Origin of the sequence: Chryseobacterium vietnamense, assembly GCF_031454475.1 — a bacterium.
GTDB classification, from domain to species: Bacteria; Bacteroidota; Bacteroidia; order Flavobacteriales; family Weeksellaceae; genus Chryseobacterium; species Chryseobacterium vietnamense.
Map to the genome: position 1 here is coordinate 109,546 of NZ_JAVDQX010000007.1, position 21,742 is coordinate 131,287.

Genomic DNA, 21,742 nt, shown 5'->3' on the forward strand with positions numbered 1-21,742 from the left:
GAAAAGTGGCCATCATACCAATTCCGGTGCTGGAGTATTTGCATCAGGAGGTATTTTGGATTTCTCATTATTAATATTAATTTTTAATCTAAACTTTCGAATTTTGCCTATACCTTTAGCTGCCTAATTCAAGCTGATTTCTTACAAGTCTGTAATATTCTCCCCTTAAATCTACCAGGTCCGCATGGCTTCCTTCTTCTACCACTTTTCCCTGATCCAGTACAATGATCTTATCGGCATGTCTTACTGTTGAAAGTCTGTGGGCTATGACCACTGCTGTTTTGCCTTTAAAGAACTGTTCAAGATTTTCCATAATTACTTTCTCATTATTGGCATCCAGTGCGGAAGTGGCTTCATCAAATAAAATATATTCAGGAGATTTGTAAACAGCTCTTGCAATAAAAAGTCTTTGCTTCTGACCTCCACTTACTCCAACTCCTTCATTTCCGATCTTCGTATTGTAACTTAATGGAAGACTTTCAATAAAATCCTTGATATTGGCTATCTCTACAGCACGTCTCAGTTTTTGTTTGTCAATATGATCTTCGCCTACAGCAATATTATTGGCAATGGTATCATTAAATACATATCCTTCCTGCATTACCACCCCGCAATGATCTCTCCAGTATCTCGGTGAAATATTTTTCATATTGGTATTTCCGATTCTGATTTCACCCTGGTCAGGATCATAAAATTTCATCAACAGTTTCAATAAAGTTGTTTTTCCACTTCCGCTGGCTCCAACAATGGCTGTGGTCTGCTGATAAGGAATCGTAAGGCTTAAGTTTTCAAAAACCGGAACATCAGAACCAATATATCTGAACGACATATCTTTGATTTCGATATCTTGTTTGGGAACATCTGCTACGTACTGCTCATTTTTATCTTCCTCATCATCCTTATCATGGATTTCTCCTAATCTTTCAAGGGAAATTTTGGCATCCTGTGTCTGCTTGATAAAATCGATAAGCTGAAGAAGCGGACTGTTCAGCTGCCCAATAATGTACTGAACAGAAAGCATCATCCCCAAAGTAAGGTTTCCACTTAAAACAAGTTTTGCGGAAAGGAAACTTACCAGAATATCTTTCATCTGATTGATAAAGTTTCCTCCGACAGATTGCCATTGTTCTAATGAAAGAGATTTTATCCGGATTTTAAAAAGTTTTACCTGTAGAAATTCCCAGTCCCATCGTTTTTGTTTTTCGGCGTTATGCATTTTAATTTCCTGCATACCGTTGATCAGCTCAATTACTTTACTCTGTTCCTGAGATACCTGAGAAAATCTTTTATAATCAAGCTCTTTTCTCTTTTTCAGGAAAAAACTGATCCAGCCGATATATAATACGGCTCCTACAAGATAAACAATGAAAAGTCTGTAATCATAGAATAATAATACAATACTGAAAATAATAAGATTGACCAGCGAGAATAATGTATTCAGTGAAGAGCTTGTGAGAAGCTGTTCAATTCTGTGGTGGTCATTAATTCTTTGCATAATATCCCCTGTCATCCTGGTATCAAAGAAACTTATCGGAAGTTTCATCAATTTGATAAAGAAATCGGAGATAATCGAAATATTGATTCTTGCCGAAAGGTGAAGAAGAATCCAGCTTCGAATCGTCTCAATTCCCATTCTTCCCAGAAATAACATGATTTGTGCAAGTAAAACGACATAGATAAAATTAATATCCTGATTCTGAATCCCGACGTCTACAATACTTTGGGTAAGGAACGGGAATATCAGGGAAAGTAAGCTTCCTCCTAAAAGCCCGATGGCCAATTGGATAACAAGTGTTTTATACTTCAGAAGATATTTGGATAAAAATGTAAAGCTTGCCTTACTTTCTTCAGCATCAAACTCTGTCTGGAAAAATGCGGGAGTTGTTTCAAGAATCAGGACAATTCCTTCTTCTGTATTCTCGTTGGCATTTTCCCCGATCCAGGACTTGATGAATTCCTCTCGGGTATAAGTGATCAGTCCATAGCTGGGATCTGAAATATATACTTTGTTGTTTTTGTCGATTTTGTATACAACAACAAAATGATTTTTATTCCAGTGTGCTACACATGGGAAAGGAACTTCTTCCGTGAGGGTATTGAAATCGATTTGAACTCCCATTGACCGGAAGCCAAGATTTTCTGCGGCATCACTCAGCCCCAGAAGGCTGCTTCCTTCACGTGTTGTTTCGGAAAGGTTACGAATCTGTTGCAGGGATATACTTTTACCATAATACTTACTGACAATTCTAAGGCATGTAGGGCCACAGTCTTTGGTATCTGGTTGCTTATAAAAAGGAAACTTTTTTTTCAAAACTACTACTCATTATAAAATGCCGTCAATAAATGACGACATTTTTGCTTTAATTCAATTATAATTCAATGAAATGGTAAACTGGAAATAGTCCCATTGGTCACCGTTTTTCTACGCTTTTACATCTTTTCAGATGGTTATTTTGTTTTTCCTAAGATAGTGAAATTTTCAAATGAAGAAGATTTATTTACTAAATCTCATCATCTTCTATTAATTCATCAATAAAGAATAAAATATCTTCACGATCATATTTGTCAGGAAACTGATATCCATTGATAATAAAGATTGGGGTAAAGCTTAATCCCGCATTGCTGTTTTCTATGGACATCTCTACTAACGGATTCAGATTTTCCGACGTTACGTTTCCTCCTGAAAGTGCATTGATTTTGCTTTCATCCTTAGTTTCAAACCACTCTTCTACAGCATGTAAAAATTCTTTTTCAGGCTTGTGATGGTAAATATGAGTTAAATCTGAAATAAGCTGTGTGTATTTTTCGGGAGCTCTGTTCGGGCTGTAATTGAATCTCATCTGAAGTGAAATATCGTCAGGGTATTTCTCCAAAAGACCTTCTACCAGTTTATGGGCATCTTTACAGAAACCGCAATATGGATTGGAAACGATAGAAATACGCAGCTTGGCATCTCTTTTTCCAACTGCAAAAGTTTCTGTATCCTGGAATTCTATTTTTGGGTTTTGCTCCATCTGGTTTTTGAAAAGTTCATAGTTTCTCTTGAATCTGAGGTTTTTTGCATTCGACTTTTGAAGCGCTTCTTTTTGTTCAAGAAGAGTGTTGAAATAAATAACTGCAGAAAATACAAGAACCCATAGAATGACAGTCAATAAAAGAGTTCCCGCACTGAAAGACAGATTCTCAAAAAATAAACTGCTTATTACAATTTGTCCCGCAAGGATTGAAATAATTAAAAGACATACCCTGCAAAATGTTTTTTCTACAAATGCCTGAATGTATAGAGAATACCCGATGGCAAGTACAGAAACAAATGTAAAGCCTTTTACGATATACGCTGTCGCAGGTAAGAAAAGACCCAATACCGCTAGTCCTGCAAAATAGATCAGAGAAAAGTCTGCAAATTTTAATCCTAGAATACTGGTTTTATCCTGTTTTATAATCTTATCACATGAATTGACGGTCTGGCTTGCAGCGGCACCTCCACCGCCACAAATACTTCCAATGACAGTAGAGGTATTTCCGAATTTCTGGTTGAAAATTTCCAGGGAAATATAAACTCCTGCTAATGAAAGAATATTGAATATAGCTTCGTAAATGGTTTGGCTAATAAAAGAATAAGCAAGAACAGCTGCAAAAATGATATAAAGAACCGGTTTGAAATTGAAAGCGAGCTTGCTTTCTGCATTTTCTGTTTTCTCAAACAGAAGTACAAAATCTGTTGACTTATTATAAAGTTCTTCTTTACCGAAAGTCTTTGCTTTTTCCGAATATACTGAATAATTGCTTCCTGACTTTTTTACGAGGGAGAATGAGTTCTCAACAATGGCAATAAATTCTTCCGGAAGTTCGTCCCAATATTCTTTGTCAAGCTCGTAAGCGTCATTTTTTACGCCCATAAAGTTCAGAGTGTCACTAAATGCCAGTGCAGATGGGTAATTGGGATGGGAATTGAACTGGAAAATAAATTCCTGTTTATCGAGTTTTAGGTGGTTAATTAGTTTGTCAAAAATCATATTAATATTTTTATCTAAAATACACAGATGTTTTAAATATACAAAAAAAATTTTCCTTTATTAGTGAGATATAAACGGGTGTTGGTAGATTTTATTTGATCCTCAGTATTTTATTACATAGGATTTGGAGTTTTATGGTGTCGTATGTATTGATATTAATAAAGCACTGTTATTTCATCTCTCAGGTATGAGTTTATTTGTATTATTACGATCTGAACAATTTTAAAGAAAGAAGCTTGATTTCAAGAGTCTGTTTTTAAAAGTTTCCGGATGAAGTGTGGATTTAGCTTTCTTGTGTGGATAAAATACCCTTATTTTTGAATAGAAGAGAGATGTAATAATAGCTAAAAGAATGAGGAAGATATTTTAATTTTTTGAATATAAAATGTTAGAAATATCTTATATAATAAAAGAGATAACTCTAATTTTTAAAATAGTAAAAACAAGATAAAATCGAAATATTTTTTGCCTAAGCAAATGTCTTATTTTTTTAATTTTTTATAGCTTATAAGGCTTTTACCCATGTTTTGGATGAGTGTTGTCGCTATTCTGTATGATTTGTGACAAAAGAAAATGAACTCAAAAAAACTTAAAAAATCATAAAGTTTTCATAAAGTTTTAAAAAAGGATAGAAATGTTTTTGTATTTATAAAATATGTCGTACTTTTACATCGCCTTGAATGAGGGAACAAGTCAAGGTAATAAATTTTTTTTCATCATTTGTGTTTTTAGAATCGTATCGCCTGATACGATTCTTTTTTTATTTATGATTCGTAATTTAAGAGCAGATCAATAAAGTAAGAATAGGTAACGGAACCTTCCTGCTGGTTGCTTTTCAGAAACAGGTTGTTAGTAAATCCAAAGAATTCATCCAACCACCCCTGATGCTGAAGAACAAAACTTTTTTCATAAGCACGGTCTCTTTTCATAGCAGGAGAATATTGATTAAGAATATTCCTTACAAACTGAGGATCTTCCTCCACAATAAATCTTAAAAGACTTTTTAAAGTAAAAAATTCAGTACTGTATCTCAACTCCATATTACTGGAATGAATACCTAATAAATATCCTACAAAATTAGCCTCCTGCTCTCTGGCAAAACCCAATTGATGAGAGCTTTCATGGGCGGTCGTGAAAGGAATGAAACTATGAGGCAGTTCAGAATTATACTGAGCTTCAGCTGTAAAAGGATTATAATATCCCAGGATTCCTGTAAAACTCATCACATTTTTGAATAAACTTGGTTTAATGTCCAGGATCTGAGGAGCTCTTTTATCCGAAATATAAGAAGGGAGTTGGGTCTGCTGATACAGAATCTCCTTTTGTATTGAGGAGAGATTTGTAATGATAAAAACTCCGTTACCATCTTCCTGTACAGCCTGCCGTGTTGTCTTACATTTTTCAAGATAGATAATAGCAAGTTTTTTTGCCTTGTCCAGATTAGGTTCTTCCTGCCTTGAAAGTTTTTTAATAATAGGAGTCTGGAAATAAAGCATACCCCAAAAGATCTGATAAATGAGATAAAAGATATTCACGATCATCAGAATTCTTACCAAGGCGGTATTTCTTCTTTCTTTCCTGAATAGAGTAATAAAATAATATAAAAGGAAGCCACCTGAAATAATATAAATCAAATCCCCAACAGAAAAGGGAATCCAGCTGAACAGTATCTGATGAGCCTCTTTCTGAATTTCAAAAAAGCTTTCAAAAAAAGAAATCATCCCTTTGGATTTTGAGAATCCATAAAACAAAAGAAATTGGGCAAGTAAAACACCTGCCCAAAATCTCTTTTTCTTATATATTTTTGTTGTTATATTAATGACCATTACCTTTAGATACTTTATCAAGATCAATGCCCTGGGCTTTCAGAATCCCACTTACACGGATCGCATAGAATGCAAGATAAGCAAAACAAATAACCCCTACGATATAACTGAAATGAATATTGGTAATATCTGCAATATATCCTTGTATAAAGCTTACAATACCTCCACCCATAATCATCATAATAAGGTAACCTGAACCCTGGTTGGTGTGCTTTCCAAGTCCGTTGATTGCCAATGCAAAAATACAAGGCCATAGCGTAGAGCAGAAAAGACCAACACTGGTAAATGCATACACAGATACCATTCCTGTGGTGAACATTCCTATAAGTAAAGCTGTAATCCCTGCCAGAGAGAATATTAAAAGCATTCTTGCCGGGTTACCTTTGCTTAAAATGTCACAGATAATCATCGCAATGATGATAAATCCATATACATAGAAAGGAGAAAGGTCATGGTTGGCTAATGCATTTACGAATAAAAATACACCGAATGCAAGATAAGGAGCTAAGAATCTTAATATCTTTTTGAATCCGGCATTCACATCAAATGCTTCTACAGCACCTGTCCAACGGCCAATCATTAATGAAGCCCAATATAGAGAGATGTAAGGAGCTACATCTTTTGTTTCAAATCCTAAATTTTTTTCCATATAAGCAGGAAGGTTACTTGCTGTAGAAACTTCCACTCCTACATAGACAAAGATCGCAATCATTCCCATTACCAATTGAGGATATTGGAAAGCTGAAGTTCTGTGCTCTCCGGGAGTTGTATCATCTGTATTCTCAGTGTTTGTTGGAGTTATTGCAGGAAGAGAAGAAAATTTAAGCATTAAAGCTACCAAAGCAAAAGCTGCTCCTAATATAAGGTAAGGTGTTTTTACACTTTCTATACTCGCTTCCGTATTGGCTGCACTTGCAGAACCAAAAATAGCAAATGCAACAATTAGAGGTCCGATAGTAGTTCCTAAATTGTTGATTCCTCCAGCCATTGTTAATCTCTGAGATCCTGTTTCTGTAGGACCCACTTCAATAGCAAGGGGGTTAGCAACAATCTGCTGAAGAGAGAATCCTAAACCTACAATAAATAATCCGGAGATCATTAAAGGGAAAGAATGCATATTCGCAGCAGGGTAGAATAATAGTGTACCCAATGCGGATATCAAAAGTCCTACAATAAGACCGTTTTTGTACCCGATTTTATTGATCAAATCCTGTTTCAGACTCTTTGATACAAGCATATAAATTAAAGAACCTACAGTATACGCTACATAAAAGCATATCTGTACCAGCATACTTTCAGTTTGGGATAGATTGAAGGCTTTTTGAAAAACAGGGATCAGAATATCATTACTTGCTGCTACAAATCCCCAAAAGAAGAATACAGTAACCAACGGAATGAATTGGGCCCAATTGGTTTGTTTAGAATAATTTGACATATTTATTATAGATTTCACAAACAAATATAACTATTTACTTTCAACGGAATACCTGATTAAGGTTTTTTTTATTTTCTCATAAGCCTCTGCCTTTAAGTCTTTTGGCGAATCTGTAGGCTCAATGATTCCGTTAAAATATACCTTTACTCTTCCTGGAAAGCCTTTTGAATTCTCAAAAGGAAACATTTCCTTGAGTCCTACAAAGGTATAAACAGCTATAGGAGAATGATGTTTCGAAGACAGCATAAATGCACCATCCTTAAAATCATCCAGGATAACAGAAGTGTCATCAGGTACACCACCTTCAGGGAAAATAGCGATGCTGTTGCCTTCCTCCATCTTCTCTGCACATCTGCGGTATACATCTGCACGGCTTTTTGCACTTGCTCTGTCTACCATTACACATATCCTTTTATATATGGTTCCGAAAATCGGAATCTTTACCAGTTCTTTTTTTCCTACAAAACAAATCGGATGGTCCGGAAACAGAATACATACAAGCATAATATCCATGATAGACGTATGATTGGAGATAAAGACATAAGGTGTATTCTTATCTTTTTTCTGCTCAGAAAGTTTAATCAAATCATATCTGAAGCCCATTCCGTAGAACATGCCGAAGCACCAGAGTCTGACAAGTTTATAGCCGTACCGATAGTGCTTTTTATTAAAGGATAAAATATAAACCGGGATTCCAATAATGACTGTCAGGAAAAATGCCAACAGCAGCAGCCAGAATCTCCAGAGATAATTTAAAATTTTTGTCACAGCTTAACCGTTAAAAATTACTTTCTTCTTTATCGAATAATTCAGAATGGAAACCAGTAATATTGCTGCAATTTTACTGATCATTTCCGGGCTCAAGGTATAAAAAAATAAATTGATATTATCTTTAAATATGAAACTGTAAAATATCTGGAAAAAGCCTAAACTGAGTAATGTTGAAAAAAAAGACACCACCATAAAATAGGCAAACTCTTTTCTCTTTGAGTGCTTCCCTCTTTCAAACACAAACCAGATGCTCAGAAAGTAATTGGTAATAATCCCGCAGCTCGTGGAAAAAATGTTACTTAAAGGATAGTGTACCCCATAGAAGTTGGTTTCCTTTACAAAGAATTGCGGAAGATGGGTGCTGAAAATTTTAAAGCTGCCTATTTCTACAATGGCACTCAGTCCTCCTGCAATGATGAAGAACAAAACCTGTTTCTGGCGTAAGAGTATTTCTTTCATGTAATGGATATAAAACTAAAAATCTTTATACATATTGGATCGCGCACTTAATTGGTTTATATCTCACCAGATAAACACTTTAGAGAATCCCTTCTGTTCATAATGGTTTTTAAATTCCAGTAATTAGATAGCTTCACAATATGAATATGCAAATTTATAACTATATGTTAAACACTGAAAAAAGTTGTTAAAATATTTTTTTTAATAAAAATTATTTCTAATTTTAATATTCAGAATGATGTAATTAAGACCTGATAATAAATTCATTTTCAACTCCTTGTGTTGATGGTTTTTTCTATCTTGTAGTGCACGATTAAGAGCATATACTCCAACATTTTATGACCCAATTTTTAATAATATTTGTATGAAACGTCAAAACAAATACAGAAAATTCCAGCTTCAACAGAAAAATATTGAGGCTCTTGAGAAAGAAAATTCCCGCTTCAAAAGAGTGTATTCAGAATATGAAAATATGTCAGACGAATTGTGGAATCTTGAAAACTCCAACGGAGAACCAGTGCCTGATGATTTTATCAATGCAATGGTATTACAGACTTCCTATCTGGAAGACGAAATAGAAGACTGGCTTTTGCAATTCAACGAAAAAAAAACACAAATCAAACATTAATGATTTTAGACAGCTTCCAGGTTGTTTTTAAACGCTAATTGAAGATAAATTCATAATTTAGCACCCTTAAATTAAAATCTAAAATATGGTTGCTATTGTAGATAGTGGTTCTACTAAAACGGATTGGGTAATACTTGATGACTTTAAAAAAGTTTTTCTGAAAACAGAAACAATCGGTTTTAATCCGAATTTTATCAACAGAGAACTTATCGCTCCTGAAATACAGAAGAATAGCAATCTGATATCGGTTAAAAATTCAATTACCAAAGTCTTTTTTTATGGTTCCGGATGCGGAGTGAAAAAAAACTGCGAAACCATAGAGGAAGAACTGAAGAAGGTTTTTGACAAAGCAGAGATTATTGTGAAAGAAGATCTCATGGCTGCAGCCTATGCAGCGTACAGTGGAAAACCTGCTATCGTGTGCATTCTGGGCACGGGGTCTAATTCCTGTTTTTTTGACGGTGAAAATGTAAAGATAGAATTGCCTTCGCTAGGTTTCCTGATCGGGGATGAAGGAAGTGGCAGTGCTATCGGAAAGCAATTGGTGCGCAGATACTTTATGAAAAAACTGCCTGCAGATCTTCATAAAGAATTTGAAGCAGATTATCAGCTTACCGTAGAAGATGCATTGAAAAATATGTATCATACGCCAAGACCCAATGCATATCTGGCGAATTTTACCAAATTTGTAATCGAAAGAAAAGAACATCCTTATTTCAAAGACATGGTTTTTGAAGAAATGAAAAGTTTCTTCGAATATCAGGTTCTTCCTTATGAGGAAGCGCATGATGCCGAGATTAATTTTATCGGTTCCATCGCTTATTATTATGAAAATATACTACGTTCTGTAGCTACAGAACTTAATTTAAATGTGGGACATGTTGTGCAGAAACCAATTGAAAGCTTAGTAGATTACCACATTAAATATATACTTTAACAAAAAACAAAATTTTATGTCAAGTAACAACAATCGTGACGAAAAGAACTTTAGCCAGGCAGCGCTAGATTATCATAAAGCAGAACCCAAAGGAAAAATTGAAGTAATCCCATCAAAGCCACACTCTTCTCAAAGAGATTTGTCATTGGCTTACTCTCCGGGAGTAGCAGTTCCTTGTATGGAAATTCATGATAAGCCGGAAACTGTATATGATTATACAGGAAAAGGAAACCTGGTAGCAGTAATTTCTAACGGTACTGCCGTACTTGGACTGGGAGATATCGGTGCTGAGGCTTCAAAACCGGTAATGGAAGGGAAAGGACTATTATTCAAGATCTTTGCAGATATCAACGTTTTTGATATTGAGATCGATGAAAAAGATCCTGATAAATTTATTGAAATCGTAAAAGGAATTGCGCCTACTTTCGGAGGGATCAACCTGGAAGATATTAAAGCTCCTGAAGCGTTTTATATAGAACAAAGACTGAAAGAGGAATTGAATATTCCTTTGATGCACGATGACCAGCACGGAACAGCCATTATCTCAGCTGCTGCATTGATCAACTCTCTGCAGATTGCCAATAAAGATATTGATAAAGTGAAAATGGTGGTAAACGGAGCTGGTGCTGCAGCCATTGCATGTACCAAACTTTATATCTCATTAGGACTGAAAAAAGAAAACGTCCTGATGTGTGACAGTAAAGGAGTAATTAACCATAAAAGAGAAAATCTTACGCCTGAAAAATTAGATTTCATCGCTCAGACAGATATTGAAACATTGGAAGACGCTGTAAAAGGATCCGATGTTTTTGTAGGATTGTCAAAAGGAAACGTAATGACTCCGGAAATGTTATTGAGCATGAATGATAACCCTATCGTATTTGCTTTAGCCAACCCTGATCCGGAAATTGCTTATGACCTGGCCCTTGAAACCCGTAAAGATGTGATCATGGCAACAGGAAGAAGTGATTATCCTAATCAGGTAAACAATGTATTGGGATTCCCTTATATTTTCCGTGGAGCATTAGATGTACAGGCTACAGGAATTAATGAAGATATGAAACTGGCTGCCGTACACGCCATTGCGGATCTTGCAAAAGAACCCGTGCCGGAAGCTGTAATTTTAGCATACAACGTTCAGAATCTTCAGTTTGGAAGAGAATATTTCATTCCGAAACCTTTTGATAACAGATTGATCACAAAAGTATCAAGCGCTGTTGCAAAAGCAGCCATTGAAAGTGGAGTTGCCAGAAAAACCATTACGGATTTTGACGAATATGAGCATCAGCTGTTAGACAGAATGGGTAGAGATGAGAGATTGGTAAGAATGATGCAGAGCCGTGCGAAATCCAATCCGAAAAGAATTACCCTTGGAAATGCTGAAGAATACAATGTCTTGAAAGCAGCCCAGATTCTTTATGAAGAAGGAATTGCTTATCCAAGCCTTTTAGGAGATAAAAAATACATCAAGGAACAGATGGAGCGTTACGGAATTACCCTGGATGTTCCAATCATTGATCCAAGTGATGACGATCAGAAAGAAAACAGAAAAAAATACAGAGAAACCCTTTGGAAACTTCGTCAGAGAAAAGGAATGAACGAGTACAAAGCGAAGAGATATGTACGTCAGAGAGACTATTTCGGACCTTTGATGCTGAAGCATGGAGATACTGACGGACTTATTGTAGGATTCTCTAAAAACTATACTTCCGTTTTACGTCCGGTTTTAGAAGTGATTGAAAAAGATAAAGGAGTAGATAAAGTAGCAGCCATGATGATGATTCTGTCTGAAAAAAAACCTATTTTCTTCGCAGATACTTCTATCAATCAGAATCCTACAGCTGAAGATCTTGTGAATATCGCTAAGATGGCAGAATTTACAGTAAAATCTTTTGCGATTGAACCAAGAATTGCAATGCTTGGATTTGAAAACTTTGCTGCCATTTCCGAAACTTCTAAAAAAGTGGCAAAAGCAGTAAGTATCCTTCATGAGAAATTCCCTAAAATGGTTGTAGATGGTGAAATTCAGCCGGATTTTGCAATGAATGCAGATCACCTGAGCGATTACCCATTCTCAAAACTAGGAACTACACCGGCCAACACATTCATCTTCCCGAATCTGGAAAGTGCAAACCTTTCTTACAAGATTCTGAGAGGAATGAAAGTAGCACAGGTAATAGGACCTATCTTAATGGGGTTAAAGCAGCCGGTACACGTGCTTCAGATGCGTTCAAGCGTTGATGAGATTGTAAACCTTGCTACCATTGCTGTTCTTGATGCTCAAAGAAGAGAAAAGAAATCGTAATAGAATGAGCAGCATAACTGGAAGCAGTAATCCATCTTTCTTATTTAAAAAATGACACTTTAAACCGTGTTCAAATAGTAAAAAGACTCCATATTTTGGAGTCTTTTGTTTTTCTGTTAATTCCTTGAATTCTTATTTGAAATTTAAGTTAAAAATCATTCGTACATCAAATGAAAACATTAATTAGTTTAAATTGCTATATTTGGGAGTTTTAAAAATTAATAATGATATTTTCTTTACAAGGCACTGTTCAAGAACTTACGCCTACCTACGCTGTCATCAATGTTCAAGGAGTTGGTTACTATGTGGGAATCAGTTTGATGACCTCACAGACACTGGTTTTGAACCAGCAGACCTTTTTATTTATTCAGCAGATCATTCGTGAAGATGCTCATCTTCTCTTTGGATTTAACACACGTTCAGAAAAAGAAATGTTCAATCTGTTAATAAGCGTTAATGGAGTAGGAGCCGTTTCAGCACTGATTCTGTTGTCAACATTGAGTCTTGATGAGATTGCGTCTGCTATACTTTCCGGAAACAGTGCACTGATCCAAAAAGCAAAAGGAATTGGTGCAAAAACGGCCGAAAGAATTATTGTAGATCTTAAAGATAAAGTACAGAAATACAGCGATCCAAACGCGAATATTTCTGTGATGGTGGATAATAAAATTAAGGAAGAATCGTTATCTGCATTAGAAGTTTTAGGCATTCCTAAACGAGCGAGCGAGAAGATTGCGGATAAAATTATAAAACAAAATCCAACCATCTCGGTAGAAGAATTGGTTAAACAAATCTTAAAAAACATTTAACATTTGGTGGCGAATAGTAAGCATCTTAACATATTTTTGTTCCTGTCGTTCCTGTGTATGTCTGTGAGTGCTTTTGCACAGGCACAGAAAGATACAGCGATCATAAGAAAACAATATGAAGTGGCTGACCCTACGAGGTATGAAGCCTATTACGATATAAAAACCGGGATGTACTATGTGTATCCCAAAATAGGGAATACTATTACAGGTCCTCCTACAGCGATGTCTCCGGAAGAGTATAAAGAATATATGCTTGCCAGCCAGACAAAAGCTTATTACAAGGAGAAATCTGATAAATATAATCTCCTCTTCAGAAAAGACAGATCTGATGCGAGAAAGCAGGGATTAATTCCTTCTTTGTTAATTAATAACAAACTGTTTGAGACCATTTTCGGAGGTAACAAAATTGAAATCATCCCTTCCGGATACGCATCCCTGGATTTTGCAGGACTATACCAAAAAATAGATAACCCGATGATCCTGCCTCAGAACAGGACCAGCTTTACCTTTGATATCGATCAGAGAATTCAGCTGGGATTATTAGGGAAAGTAGGGGAAAACCTTCAGTTAAAGGCCAATTATGATACCCAGAGTGGTTTTGCTTTCGAAAACAGAATGAACCTTGTATGGCAGGCAAAAGGAAGCTGGAAAGATCTTCAGAGTAAAGGTCTTGGAAATGTAGATAAACCCAACGAAGGAGGAGAAGATAAAATCATCAAAAGAGTCGAATTTGGTAACGTAAACATGCCACTTTCAACAAGTCTTATCCGTGGTTCCCAATCACTGTTCGGGGTGAAAACGGAATTCCAGTTAGGAAAAACATTTGGAACAGTAGTCCTTTCCCAGCAACAGGGAGAAGCTCGTAATATTGTAGTACAGGGTGGTGGTGTAATGAACAATTTTAAAGTCAACGCAATTGACTATGAAGAAAACCAGCACTTCTTTTTAGGACATTATTTCCTGAATAAGTATGACGATGCCCTGCTTAATTATCCACAGATCAATTCAACAATCAATATTACCAGAATGGAAGTCTGGGTACTTGATCAGGGGAACAGTAACCTGGCTTATCAGAAAAGTATTATCGGGATCAGGGACCTTGGAGAAGGACCTGGAGGAATTACACTGCCGGATAACTCTCTGAACGGTCTTTATGATGCTGTTTCATCCGTAGCAGGAACCAGAGAAGCAGGGAAAAACTATGGAACTATTTTCCAGGGACAGGTGCTTCCCGGAGATCCAACTCCTTATGACAACGGAGAACAGTTCATTTACAATACAAAAGCAAGAAAACTTAACAGTAATGAATTTACCTACCAGCCACAGCTGGGATATATTTCATTAAATCAAAAGCTTAATGATCAGCAGCTTTTAGCCGTTTCCTACTCATATACAGTTAACGGAAGCAATAAAGTATACAAAGTAGGGGAATTTTCTGAAGAAAGTCCTGTACTGGTTACCAAAGTATTGAGAGTAAACAATAAGGTGAACACACAGTCTCCAATGTGGGACCTGATGATGAAGAACATTTATTCTATTGATGCAGGGCAGGTATCTCCCGACGGATTTATCCTTAACGTATACTACAGAGATCCAAAAACAGGAGGTAAAGTAAATTATCTTCCGGATACTCCTGTGAAAGATCAGAACTTATTGAAATTGTTTAACTGGGACCGCCTCAATATGAACGGCGATATCCAGAACAATAAAGATGGAAGTAAAGGGGACGGTATTTTCGATTTTGTCAATGGGATTACCATCAGGCCGGAAACCGGAAGAGTAATTTTTACCAAAGTACAGCCTTTCGGTGCCTACATACAAAAAGCTTTGGGAGGAACTTTTGATCCTCAATACGTGTTTCAGGATCTTTATACCAAACAGAAACAACAGGCAATCTCCAGTAATCTTGCACAAAGGTATACCATGGAAGGCCGTTACAAAGGAGTTCAGGGACAAGGTATTTCTTTAGGTGCAGTAAACGTTCCTCAGGGATCGGTAAAAGTGGCTGCAAACGGAGTACAGCTTACAGAAGGTGTAGACTATACCGTAGACTATATGCTTGGAACCGTTACAATCATTAACGAAAATGTAAAACAGTCCGGACAGGCCATCAATATTTCACTGGAAAACCAGTTGACATTTAATACACAAAGAAAAAGATTCTTAGGATTAAACTTAGAAAGAAGATTCAGTGAAAACTTTATACTGGGAGGAACAGTAATCAATTACTCTGAATCTCCATTAACCCAGAAAGTAAACTTCGGGCAGGAAGCGGTAAACAATACCATGGCAGGGATCAACCTGATGTACAACAATCAGGCTCCTTATCTGACAAGATTGACCAATAAACTTCCTATGGTAAAAACCGAAGCTCCATCCAACTTAAACTTTAAGATGGAAGCAGCTTACTTATTACCAGGATTGAATAAAGGAACAAACAATCAGTCTTACATTGACGATTTTGAACAAACAACCTCTAAAATATCATTAAAAGAACCGGCAGCATGGAGCCTTGCTTCAAAACCGGAAAAAAATACATTGCCGCCATTTAACATAGTTCCTGCCAATGATGACATAACAAGCGGATATGGAAGAGGATTATTAACATGGTATAATATTGACCCTAGATTCTGGAATGTTGGAGGAAAAGCTCCTTCAGGAATTACACCACAGTCTGTATCCAATCACGCTTCCAGAAGAGTACAATATTCTGAGATCTATAACAACAGAGATTTCGTAGCCGGGGAACAAACCTTTACAAACACTTTCGATATCTCTTATTTCCCTAAGGAAAAAGGACCATACAACGTAAACCCGTTGGCAGAACCGGCACAAAGCAGATGGGCGGGGATTATGAGATCGATCAGTGTTCCCAACTTTGTTACTTCAAACATTGAATACGTTGAATTCTGGATGATGGATCCTTATGCAGATGGTAAAACGCTGGGTACTGATCCAAAACTTTTACTTCACTTAGGAAACGTTTCCGAAGATGTTCTGAAAGATGGAAAAATGCAATATGAAAATGGACTTCCAACTCCAGGTAATCCTTCTTCTACAACGAATTCAAACTGGGGAACACAGCCAAAACAGCCACCAATTTTATATGCATTCTCTACAGAAGGCGATGAAAGAAAAACACAGGATGCCGGATATGACGGTCTTACTTCTGACCAGGAGGCAATGAGATTCGGAAATACATTTGTAAACCCGGTAACGAATATTGCTGACCCTGCAGTAGATGACTTCGTATTCTATCTTTCTGATAAGTTTACAGGAAGCCAGGCTGCTTCAGTGGTGGAACGATACAAATATTTCAGAAATCCTGAAGGAAACTCAGAAGCCAACTCTCTGAATGTAGCTTCTCAAACTCCGGATGCCGAAGATATCAATAAAGATTACAACCTTGATCAGACTGAAAACTATAACCAATATGTTATAAAGCTTGACCAGCCAAGTTTGTCACTTGGATCGAATAATATTGTAGATGTAAAAACAGTAAAAGCAACATTCCAGAACGGGCAGACTTCAGATGTAAAATGGTATTTGTTCAGAATTCCTGTAGCAAATTACGATCTGGCTGAAGGAACACACGAAGATGCAGTACTAAATAATGTAAGATTTGCAAGATTGATGCTGGCAGGATTTGAGCAAACATCTACGTTAAGATTCGGAACAATGGATCTTGTAAGATCAGACTGGAGAAAATATAATAGTAACATTGCCAGCACAAATATTCCAGGTTCAGGAGAAGGGATAGGGGTTGTTACAGACCCGAATTTTGAGGTAGGAAGTGTGAATATTGAAGAGAATGCATTGAATCAGCCTCCATATGTATTGCCTCCTGGAATTGACAGGCAGGTATTGAGTGGAAATGCAGGAGCTCAGAGACAGAATGAAGCATCACTTTACATGAAAGTAAAAGATCTTAAAACTGAGGCAAGAGGGGTGTTCAAAAATACAACGTTGGATATGAGAAGATACAAAAAGCTGAAGCTCTTTGTACATGCTCACGATCCATCCAATGTTATTACTGGAATTGATGAAAAAACAAAATTTTTTATTCGTTTCGGAAGCGATGCTACAGATAACTATTATGAGTATGAATCATCTTTAAAAATGACACCTACTACGGCGACAGCACCTATGGAAATCTGGCCGATGGAAAATGATGTTGATTTTGATGTTCAGAACTTTGTAGATGCTAAAATCAGAAGAGATAAATCAGGTGTTGCTATTACAAATAGAACCGTTGACACAGGATATCAGGAACCTTATAAAAATATTTATATTAAAGGAAGACCAAGTTTAGGAAATATTACCACCATTATGATTGGGGTCAGGAATTCTGATCCAAGAGGGGCGTCCACTATAACAAGGGTTCTTTGGGTGAATGAAATCCGTCTTTCTGAAATTGAGAATGATGGAGGATATGCAGGAAATGCAAGCCTAAACTTCAATATGGGAGACCTGGCAACAGTGAATGCCAATGCCTCTTATACCTCAGTTGGTTTCGGGAATATCGATTCAAAACCTGCGGAAAGAACACAATCTACTCAATCGGCATTCAGTATTAATACCGCAATCAATGTAGATAAATTCCTTCCGGAAAAAACAGGGGTAAAAATTCCTTTAAACTATTCTTACTCGCAGACTATTGAAGATCCAAAGTACAATCCTCTGGATACCGACGTAGAATTTAATAAGGCACCGAATAAAGATCAGTTGAAAAAAGTAGCGAGAACGTATACTCAACAGAGAAGTATAGGAGTTGTTAACATGCATAAGGAAAGAGTAAATCCAAATAAAAAGCCTAAGTTTTATGATATTGAAAACGTATCAGTAACTGCAGTTTATAACGATGACTATTTCAGAGATATCTACACCAAGAGAAACTACAGACAGTATCTGAGAGGGTATATAGATTATAACTACACCTTTAAACCGTGGGTGCTGAAACCTTTCAACAAGATGATCAGTGATACGGCAAAATCTACAAAGTATCTTAGATGGGTAAAGGAATTCAATATTAATCCAATTCCTACAAGAATCTCTTTCAGAACTGAAATCGACAGAAACTATAACGAGCTTGAGTTCAGAAATGTGGAAGCAATCCTAAATGGTGACATGAACAGTAATTTCGATGCCATCAGAAACAGAAACTTCTTCTTTGGCTGGCAGTACGGATTAGGATTCAATTTCACGAAATCATTGAAACTGGAGATCAATTCTGCAACCAGAACTTTGAATGATAATCTGGATGTAAATTCAATGGACAGCAAATCGATCTTCGGAAATGTATTCAGAGCAGGAAGACCGGTATTGTATAATCACAGAGCACAGCTGAATTATAAACTGCCATTCCAGTATCTGCCTTATCTGGATTTCATTGATGCAGAAGTAGGATACGGATTTACCTATAACTGGGCGGCAAGATCTACATCTTTGCTTGGATTTACTGACCCTAATACAAACAAGACAGCAAGTTTAGGATCTGTGGGACAGAATACCAATGTGATTCAGGCGACAGCTTCTGCAGATCTTCCGAAGTTCTTTGGTCAGTTTAACTATTTCAAAAATATTAATGCCAAACTTCAGAAACGCAGACAGGAAATGGACTCTCTGAATAATGTGTATGCAAAACAATGGGAGAAAAACAGATACAGATATAAGAAATATAAATTTAAGAATAAGCTTACTCCACTTCAAAGTGCTGCATTCTTCTTAACTTCTTTCAAACAGTTAAACGTAAGTTATAACGAAACGAATGGAACAGTGCTTCCGGGACTGATATCAGCACCAAACTGGTATGGATCCGGACAGACACTGGGAGGTCCTACACTTGGATTCCTTTTGGGATCGCAGGCAGACATCAGAAGAACAGTAATGGAAAACGGATGGGTGAGTGATTCCAATTATATGACAGATCCGTATGTAAGAATGTCGACCAAAGAATTGAGAGCAGACTTACAGGTGATGCCAATGAACGATTTAAGAGTGGATCTTAATGTGTTACATACCTTTAACAGTAACTTCTCACATACAGGATTTAACTATACCAATGGTGGAGTTCCTGATACGGATTTTACATTCGCCAGCGAAATGATAACGTATTCCAATACTACGTCGCTTCTTAGCACATCATTTAAAGATGGGCAGGCAGTGTACCAGGCGATCAGAGAAAATGCAAGAGCTCTTTCCCAACAATTGGGAGGTCCGGGAGCAGTACTGGATAATAACGGATTTGCTCAGCACTATAGCATTGGTAATGCCTATGTATTGATCCCTGCCTTTAGAGCAGCTATGGAAGGAAAATCTGTAACACCATTAACTAATCCTAAAAAGTCAGGATTCCCGTTACCAAACTGGAGAATTACCTATTCAGGATTAAAAAATATTCCGATAATCAGCGGGCAGTTCACGAAGTTCGATATCTTACATGCCTATACAGCTACGTATACTGCAACAGGTATTCAAAGCAATGTAGATTATCATGGTAACCCGAACGGATATTATCAGACCGTAGATAATGCGGGTAATGTGATCAAAGACGGTGGTGATAAAATTAACCCGTATACATTCGCACAGGTTGGGTATGTAGAATCTTTCTCACCGCTTATTGGAGTGGATGTTACCATGAGAAATAATATGCAGTTCGGAATACAGTACAACAGAACCAGAATGATGGTACTGGGATTAGTTAACCAGACCCTTACCGAAGATGCAAATACAGAATATGTAGTAAGGCTGGGGTATATTGTCCGAAACTTCAGATTAGGAACAGCCAATATCAGAGGAAGAGGAACAAGAGGAAAAGGAAGTGACCTTAACATCAGAGGAGATATTTCATTAAGAGACAGTAAAACATCCATTATGAATATCCTGTTGAATGATGCCCAGGTTACCGGAGGACAAAGATTGATGAATATTAAACTTTCAGCAGACTACAATGTTTCTGAGAATCTGAACCTGAGAGTGTTCTACGAACAGATGACCTCAAAATACAAGATCTCCACAGCATTCCCGCTGTCTACGATCAGAGCAGGTATTTCAGCCACATTTACATTCGGAGATTCCGGAGGTGGATTCTAAAAATAATATAAACACAAAAGTCCTTCAGTTTTGAAGGACTTTTTTTATATCCAATATTTGAAGCTACTATATTTTTGAATACATTTGTACAAAATAAAAATTTAAAAATGAACACACCATCAGAATTAAAGTACACGAAAGATCACGAATGGATCAAGATCGAAGGTAACGTTGCTACAATCGGTATTACAGACTTCGCACAAGGAGAGCTTGGAGATATCGTTTACGTTGATGTAGATACTGTAGATGATGATCTTAATGGAGGAGACGTTTTCGGAAGTGTAGAAGCAGTAAAAACTGTTTCAGACCTGTTCTTACCTATCGCAGGAAAGGTTATCGAGTTTAATTCAGAATTAGAAGATCAGCCTGAACTGTTAAATACAGATCCTTATGGAAACGGATGGATCATCAAATTGGAAATTGCTGATGGAGCAGACCAGTCAGAGTTACTTTCTGCGGATGATTACAAAGCGATCATTGGATAAGATTTCAAAAATATTTAGTAAGATACTGCCCATTTATTGGGCATTTCTTACTTATATGCTTCTCAGACCGGGAGAAGAAAATCATGAATATTGGTTCATGTTCAGCGGTATCGACAAGGTATTGCATCTCAGTATATTTGCAGCCTTGGGTTTCTCTTTCATTGCCGCTTTCCCAAAAATAAAATTCTCCTATTTTTTCCAGATCATTCTTCTCTATGCTTTCCTTACCGAAATCCTGCAGGAAGAAATGGGATTAGGCAGATCAATGGAAACTTTAGATATTGTAGCAGATACAATCGGATGTCTGTTAGGATACTACACCTATAAGGAATTAGTCAAGCGTTTCTTTTAACACACGCTTCAAATCCATTACTATTTCCTACTCTTCTTTTATTCTCTCTTCACCAACACTCTTACCCTCTCACACTTTTTCACTTTTTCACTTTCAAACTCTCCAACTCTCCAGCTCTCCAACTTTCTCAGGAGCTTTATCCTGCTATCCATTCATACTCCTCGCACCAGCGCACTCCCACGCTCAGCCTCACCCACTCTCCAACCCCTGCTGCGGGGTAACCATTACTATCAGGGCTAGAGGAGGAGGGGAGGCTATAAGTAATAAGTAATAAGTAATAAGTAATAAGTAATAAGTAATAAGTAATAAGTAATAAGTAATAAGTTGGCACAAATGAAAACAAGTTCACATAGGCTATAATAAAATATTAAACATGATCCGTGTCAATCTGTGTCATCCGCGGTTAAAAATAAAAACCATTCAATAGGAACGGGGCTTTAGCCCAACCATCCCATTATTATATATAGTATATTACTATCATCCCGAAACCACCCCGTATCCCGCATCTCGCATGTTGAAACTCCCCCGCATCATCCATTTTCACCCTCTCCAACGCTCAAACTCTCCAACCCTCCCACACTCTCACCCGATCCCCAAACAAATGTTTAAAATTTTTCACTCTGCTAC

At 36.9% G+C, this 21,742-nt stretch carries 13 protein-coding genes; 7 read left to right on the top strand and 6 right to left on the bottom strand.

The genetic code is table 11. From position 1 onward, the window contains the following. Positions 1–115: 115 nt before the first annotated feature. The 6 genes from J2786_RS21460 to J2786_RS21485 form a co-directional block, all read right to left on the bottom strand. On the bottom strand, positions 116–2,311 hold the full coding sequence (locus J2786_RS21460; RefSeq protein WP_047429236.1) for a peptidase domain-containing ABC transporter: 2,196 nt from the start codon (positions 2,309–2,311) through the stop codon (positions 116–118). 190 nt (positions 2,312–2,501) lie between these two features. Further along, complete coding sequence (locus J2786_RS21465; RefSeq protein ID WP_310026711.1) at positions 2,502–4,016, bottom strand: vitamin K epoxide reductase family protein; 1,515 nt, start codon at positions 4,014–4,016, stop codon at positions 2,502–2,504. 764 nt (positions 4,017–4,780) lie between these two features. Beyond that, positions 4,781–5,737 carry a DUF3810 domain-containing protein gene (locus J2786_RS21470; protein ID WP_310026713.1) on the bottom strand — a complete coding sequence of 319 codons (957 nt, stop codon included), beginning with the start codon at positions 5,735–5,737 and terminating at the stop codon, positions 4,781–4,783. A 94-nt stretch (positions 5,738–5,831) separates the two neighbouring features. Then, the gene (locus tag J2786_RS21475; RefSeq protein ID WP_047429241.1) at positions 5,832–7,277 is read right to left on the bottom strand and encodes an MFS transporter; all 1,446 of its coding nucleotides are present in this window, start codon (positions 7,275–7,277) and stop codon (positions 5,832–5,834) included. Between the two features lie 30 nt (positions 7,278–7,307). After that, positions 7,308–8,045 carry a lysophospholipid acyltransferase family protein gene (locus J2786_RS21480; protein ID WP_082001927.1) on the bottom strand — a complete coding sequence of 246 codons (738 nt, stop codon included), beginning with the start codon at positions 8,043–8,045 and terminating at the stop codon, positions 7,308–7,310. A 3-nt stretch (positions 8,046–8,048) separates the two neighbouring features. Next, on the bottom strand, positions 8,049–8,507 hold the full coding sequence (locus J2786_RS21485) for a GtrA family protein (RefSeq protein WP_047429243.1): 459 nt from the start codon (positions 8,505–8,507) through the stop codon (positions 8,049–8,051). A 364-nt stretch (positions 8,508–8,871) separates the two neighbouring features. Between J2786_RS21485 and J2786_RS21490 the strand changes: the two genes are divergently transcribed. From J2786_RS21490 to J2786_RS21520, 7 genes are all read left to right on the top strand, one after another. Continuing rightward, positions 8,872–9,135: a hypothetical protein gene (locus tag J2786_RS21490; protein ID WP_047429245.1), complete on the top strand. Its 264-nt coding sequence runs from the start codon at positions 8,872–8,874 to the stop codon at positions 9,133–9,135. 85 nt (positions 9,136–9,220) lie between these two features. Continuing rightward, positions 9,221–10,072 (top strand): BadF/BadG/BcrA/BcrD ATPase family protein, encoded by an 852-nt coding sequence (locus J2786_RS21495; protein WP_047429246.1) that lies wholly within the window; start codon positions 9,221–9,223, stop codon positions 10,070–10,072. 16 nt (positions 10,073–10,088) lie between these two features. Next, on the top strand, positions 10,089–12,377 hold the full coding sequence (locus tag J2786_RS21500) for an NADP-dependent malic enzyme (RefSeq protein ID WP_047429247.1): 2,289 nt from the start codon (positions 10,089–10,091) through the stop codon (positions 12,375–12,377). Positions 12,378–12,601: 224 nt separating this feature from the next. Then, positions 12,602–13,186: a Holliday junction branch migration protein RuvA gene (ruvA, locus tag J2786_RS21505; RefSeq protein ID WP_047429250.1), complete on the top strand. Its 585-nt coding sequence runs from the start codon at positions 12,602–12,604 to the stop codon at positions 13,184–13,186. 57 nt (positions 13,187–13,243) lie between these two features. After that, positions 13,244–20,278, top strand: a complete 7,035-nt coding sequence (sov, locus tag J2786_RS21510) for a T9SS outer membrane translocon Sov/SprA (protein ID WP_052186906.1) — start codon at positions 13,244–13,246, stop codon at positions 20,276–20,278. A gap of 107 nt (positions 20,279–20,385) precedes the next feature. Then, on the top strand, positions 20,386–20,763 hold the full coding sequence (gene gcvH, locus J2786_RS21515) for a glycine cleavage system protein GcvH (protein WP_047429251.1): 378 nt from the start codon (positions 20,386–20,388) through the stop codon (positions 20,761–20,763). Next, positions 20,738–21,115 (top strand): VanZ family protein, encoded by a 378-nt coding sequence (locus J2786_RS21520; RefSeq protein WP_082001928.1) that lies wholly within the window; start codon positions 20,738–20,740, stop codon positions 21,113–21,115. Before gcvH ends, J2786_RS21520 begins: the two co-directional genes overlap by 26 nt. Positions 21,116–21,742 lie beyond the last annotated feature (627 nt).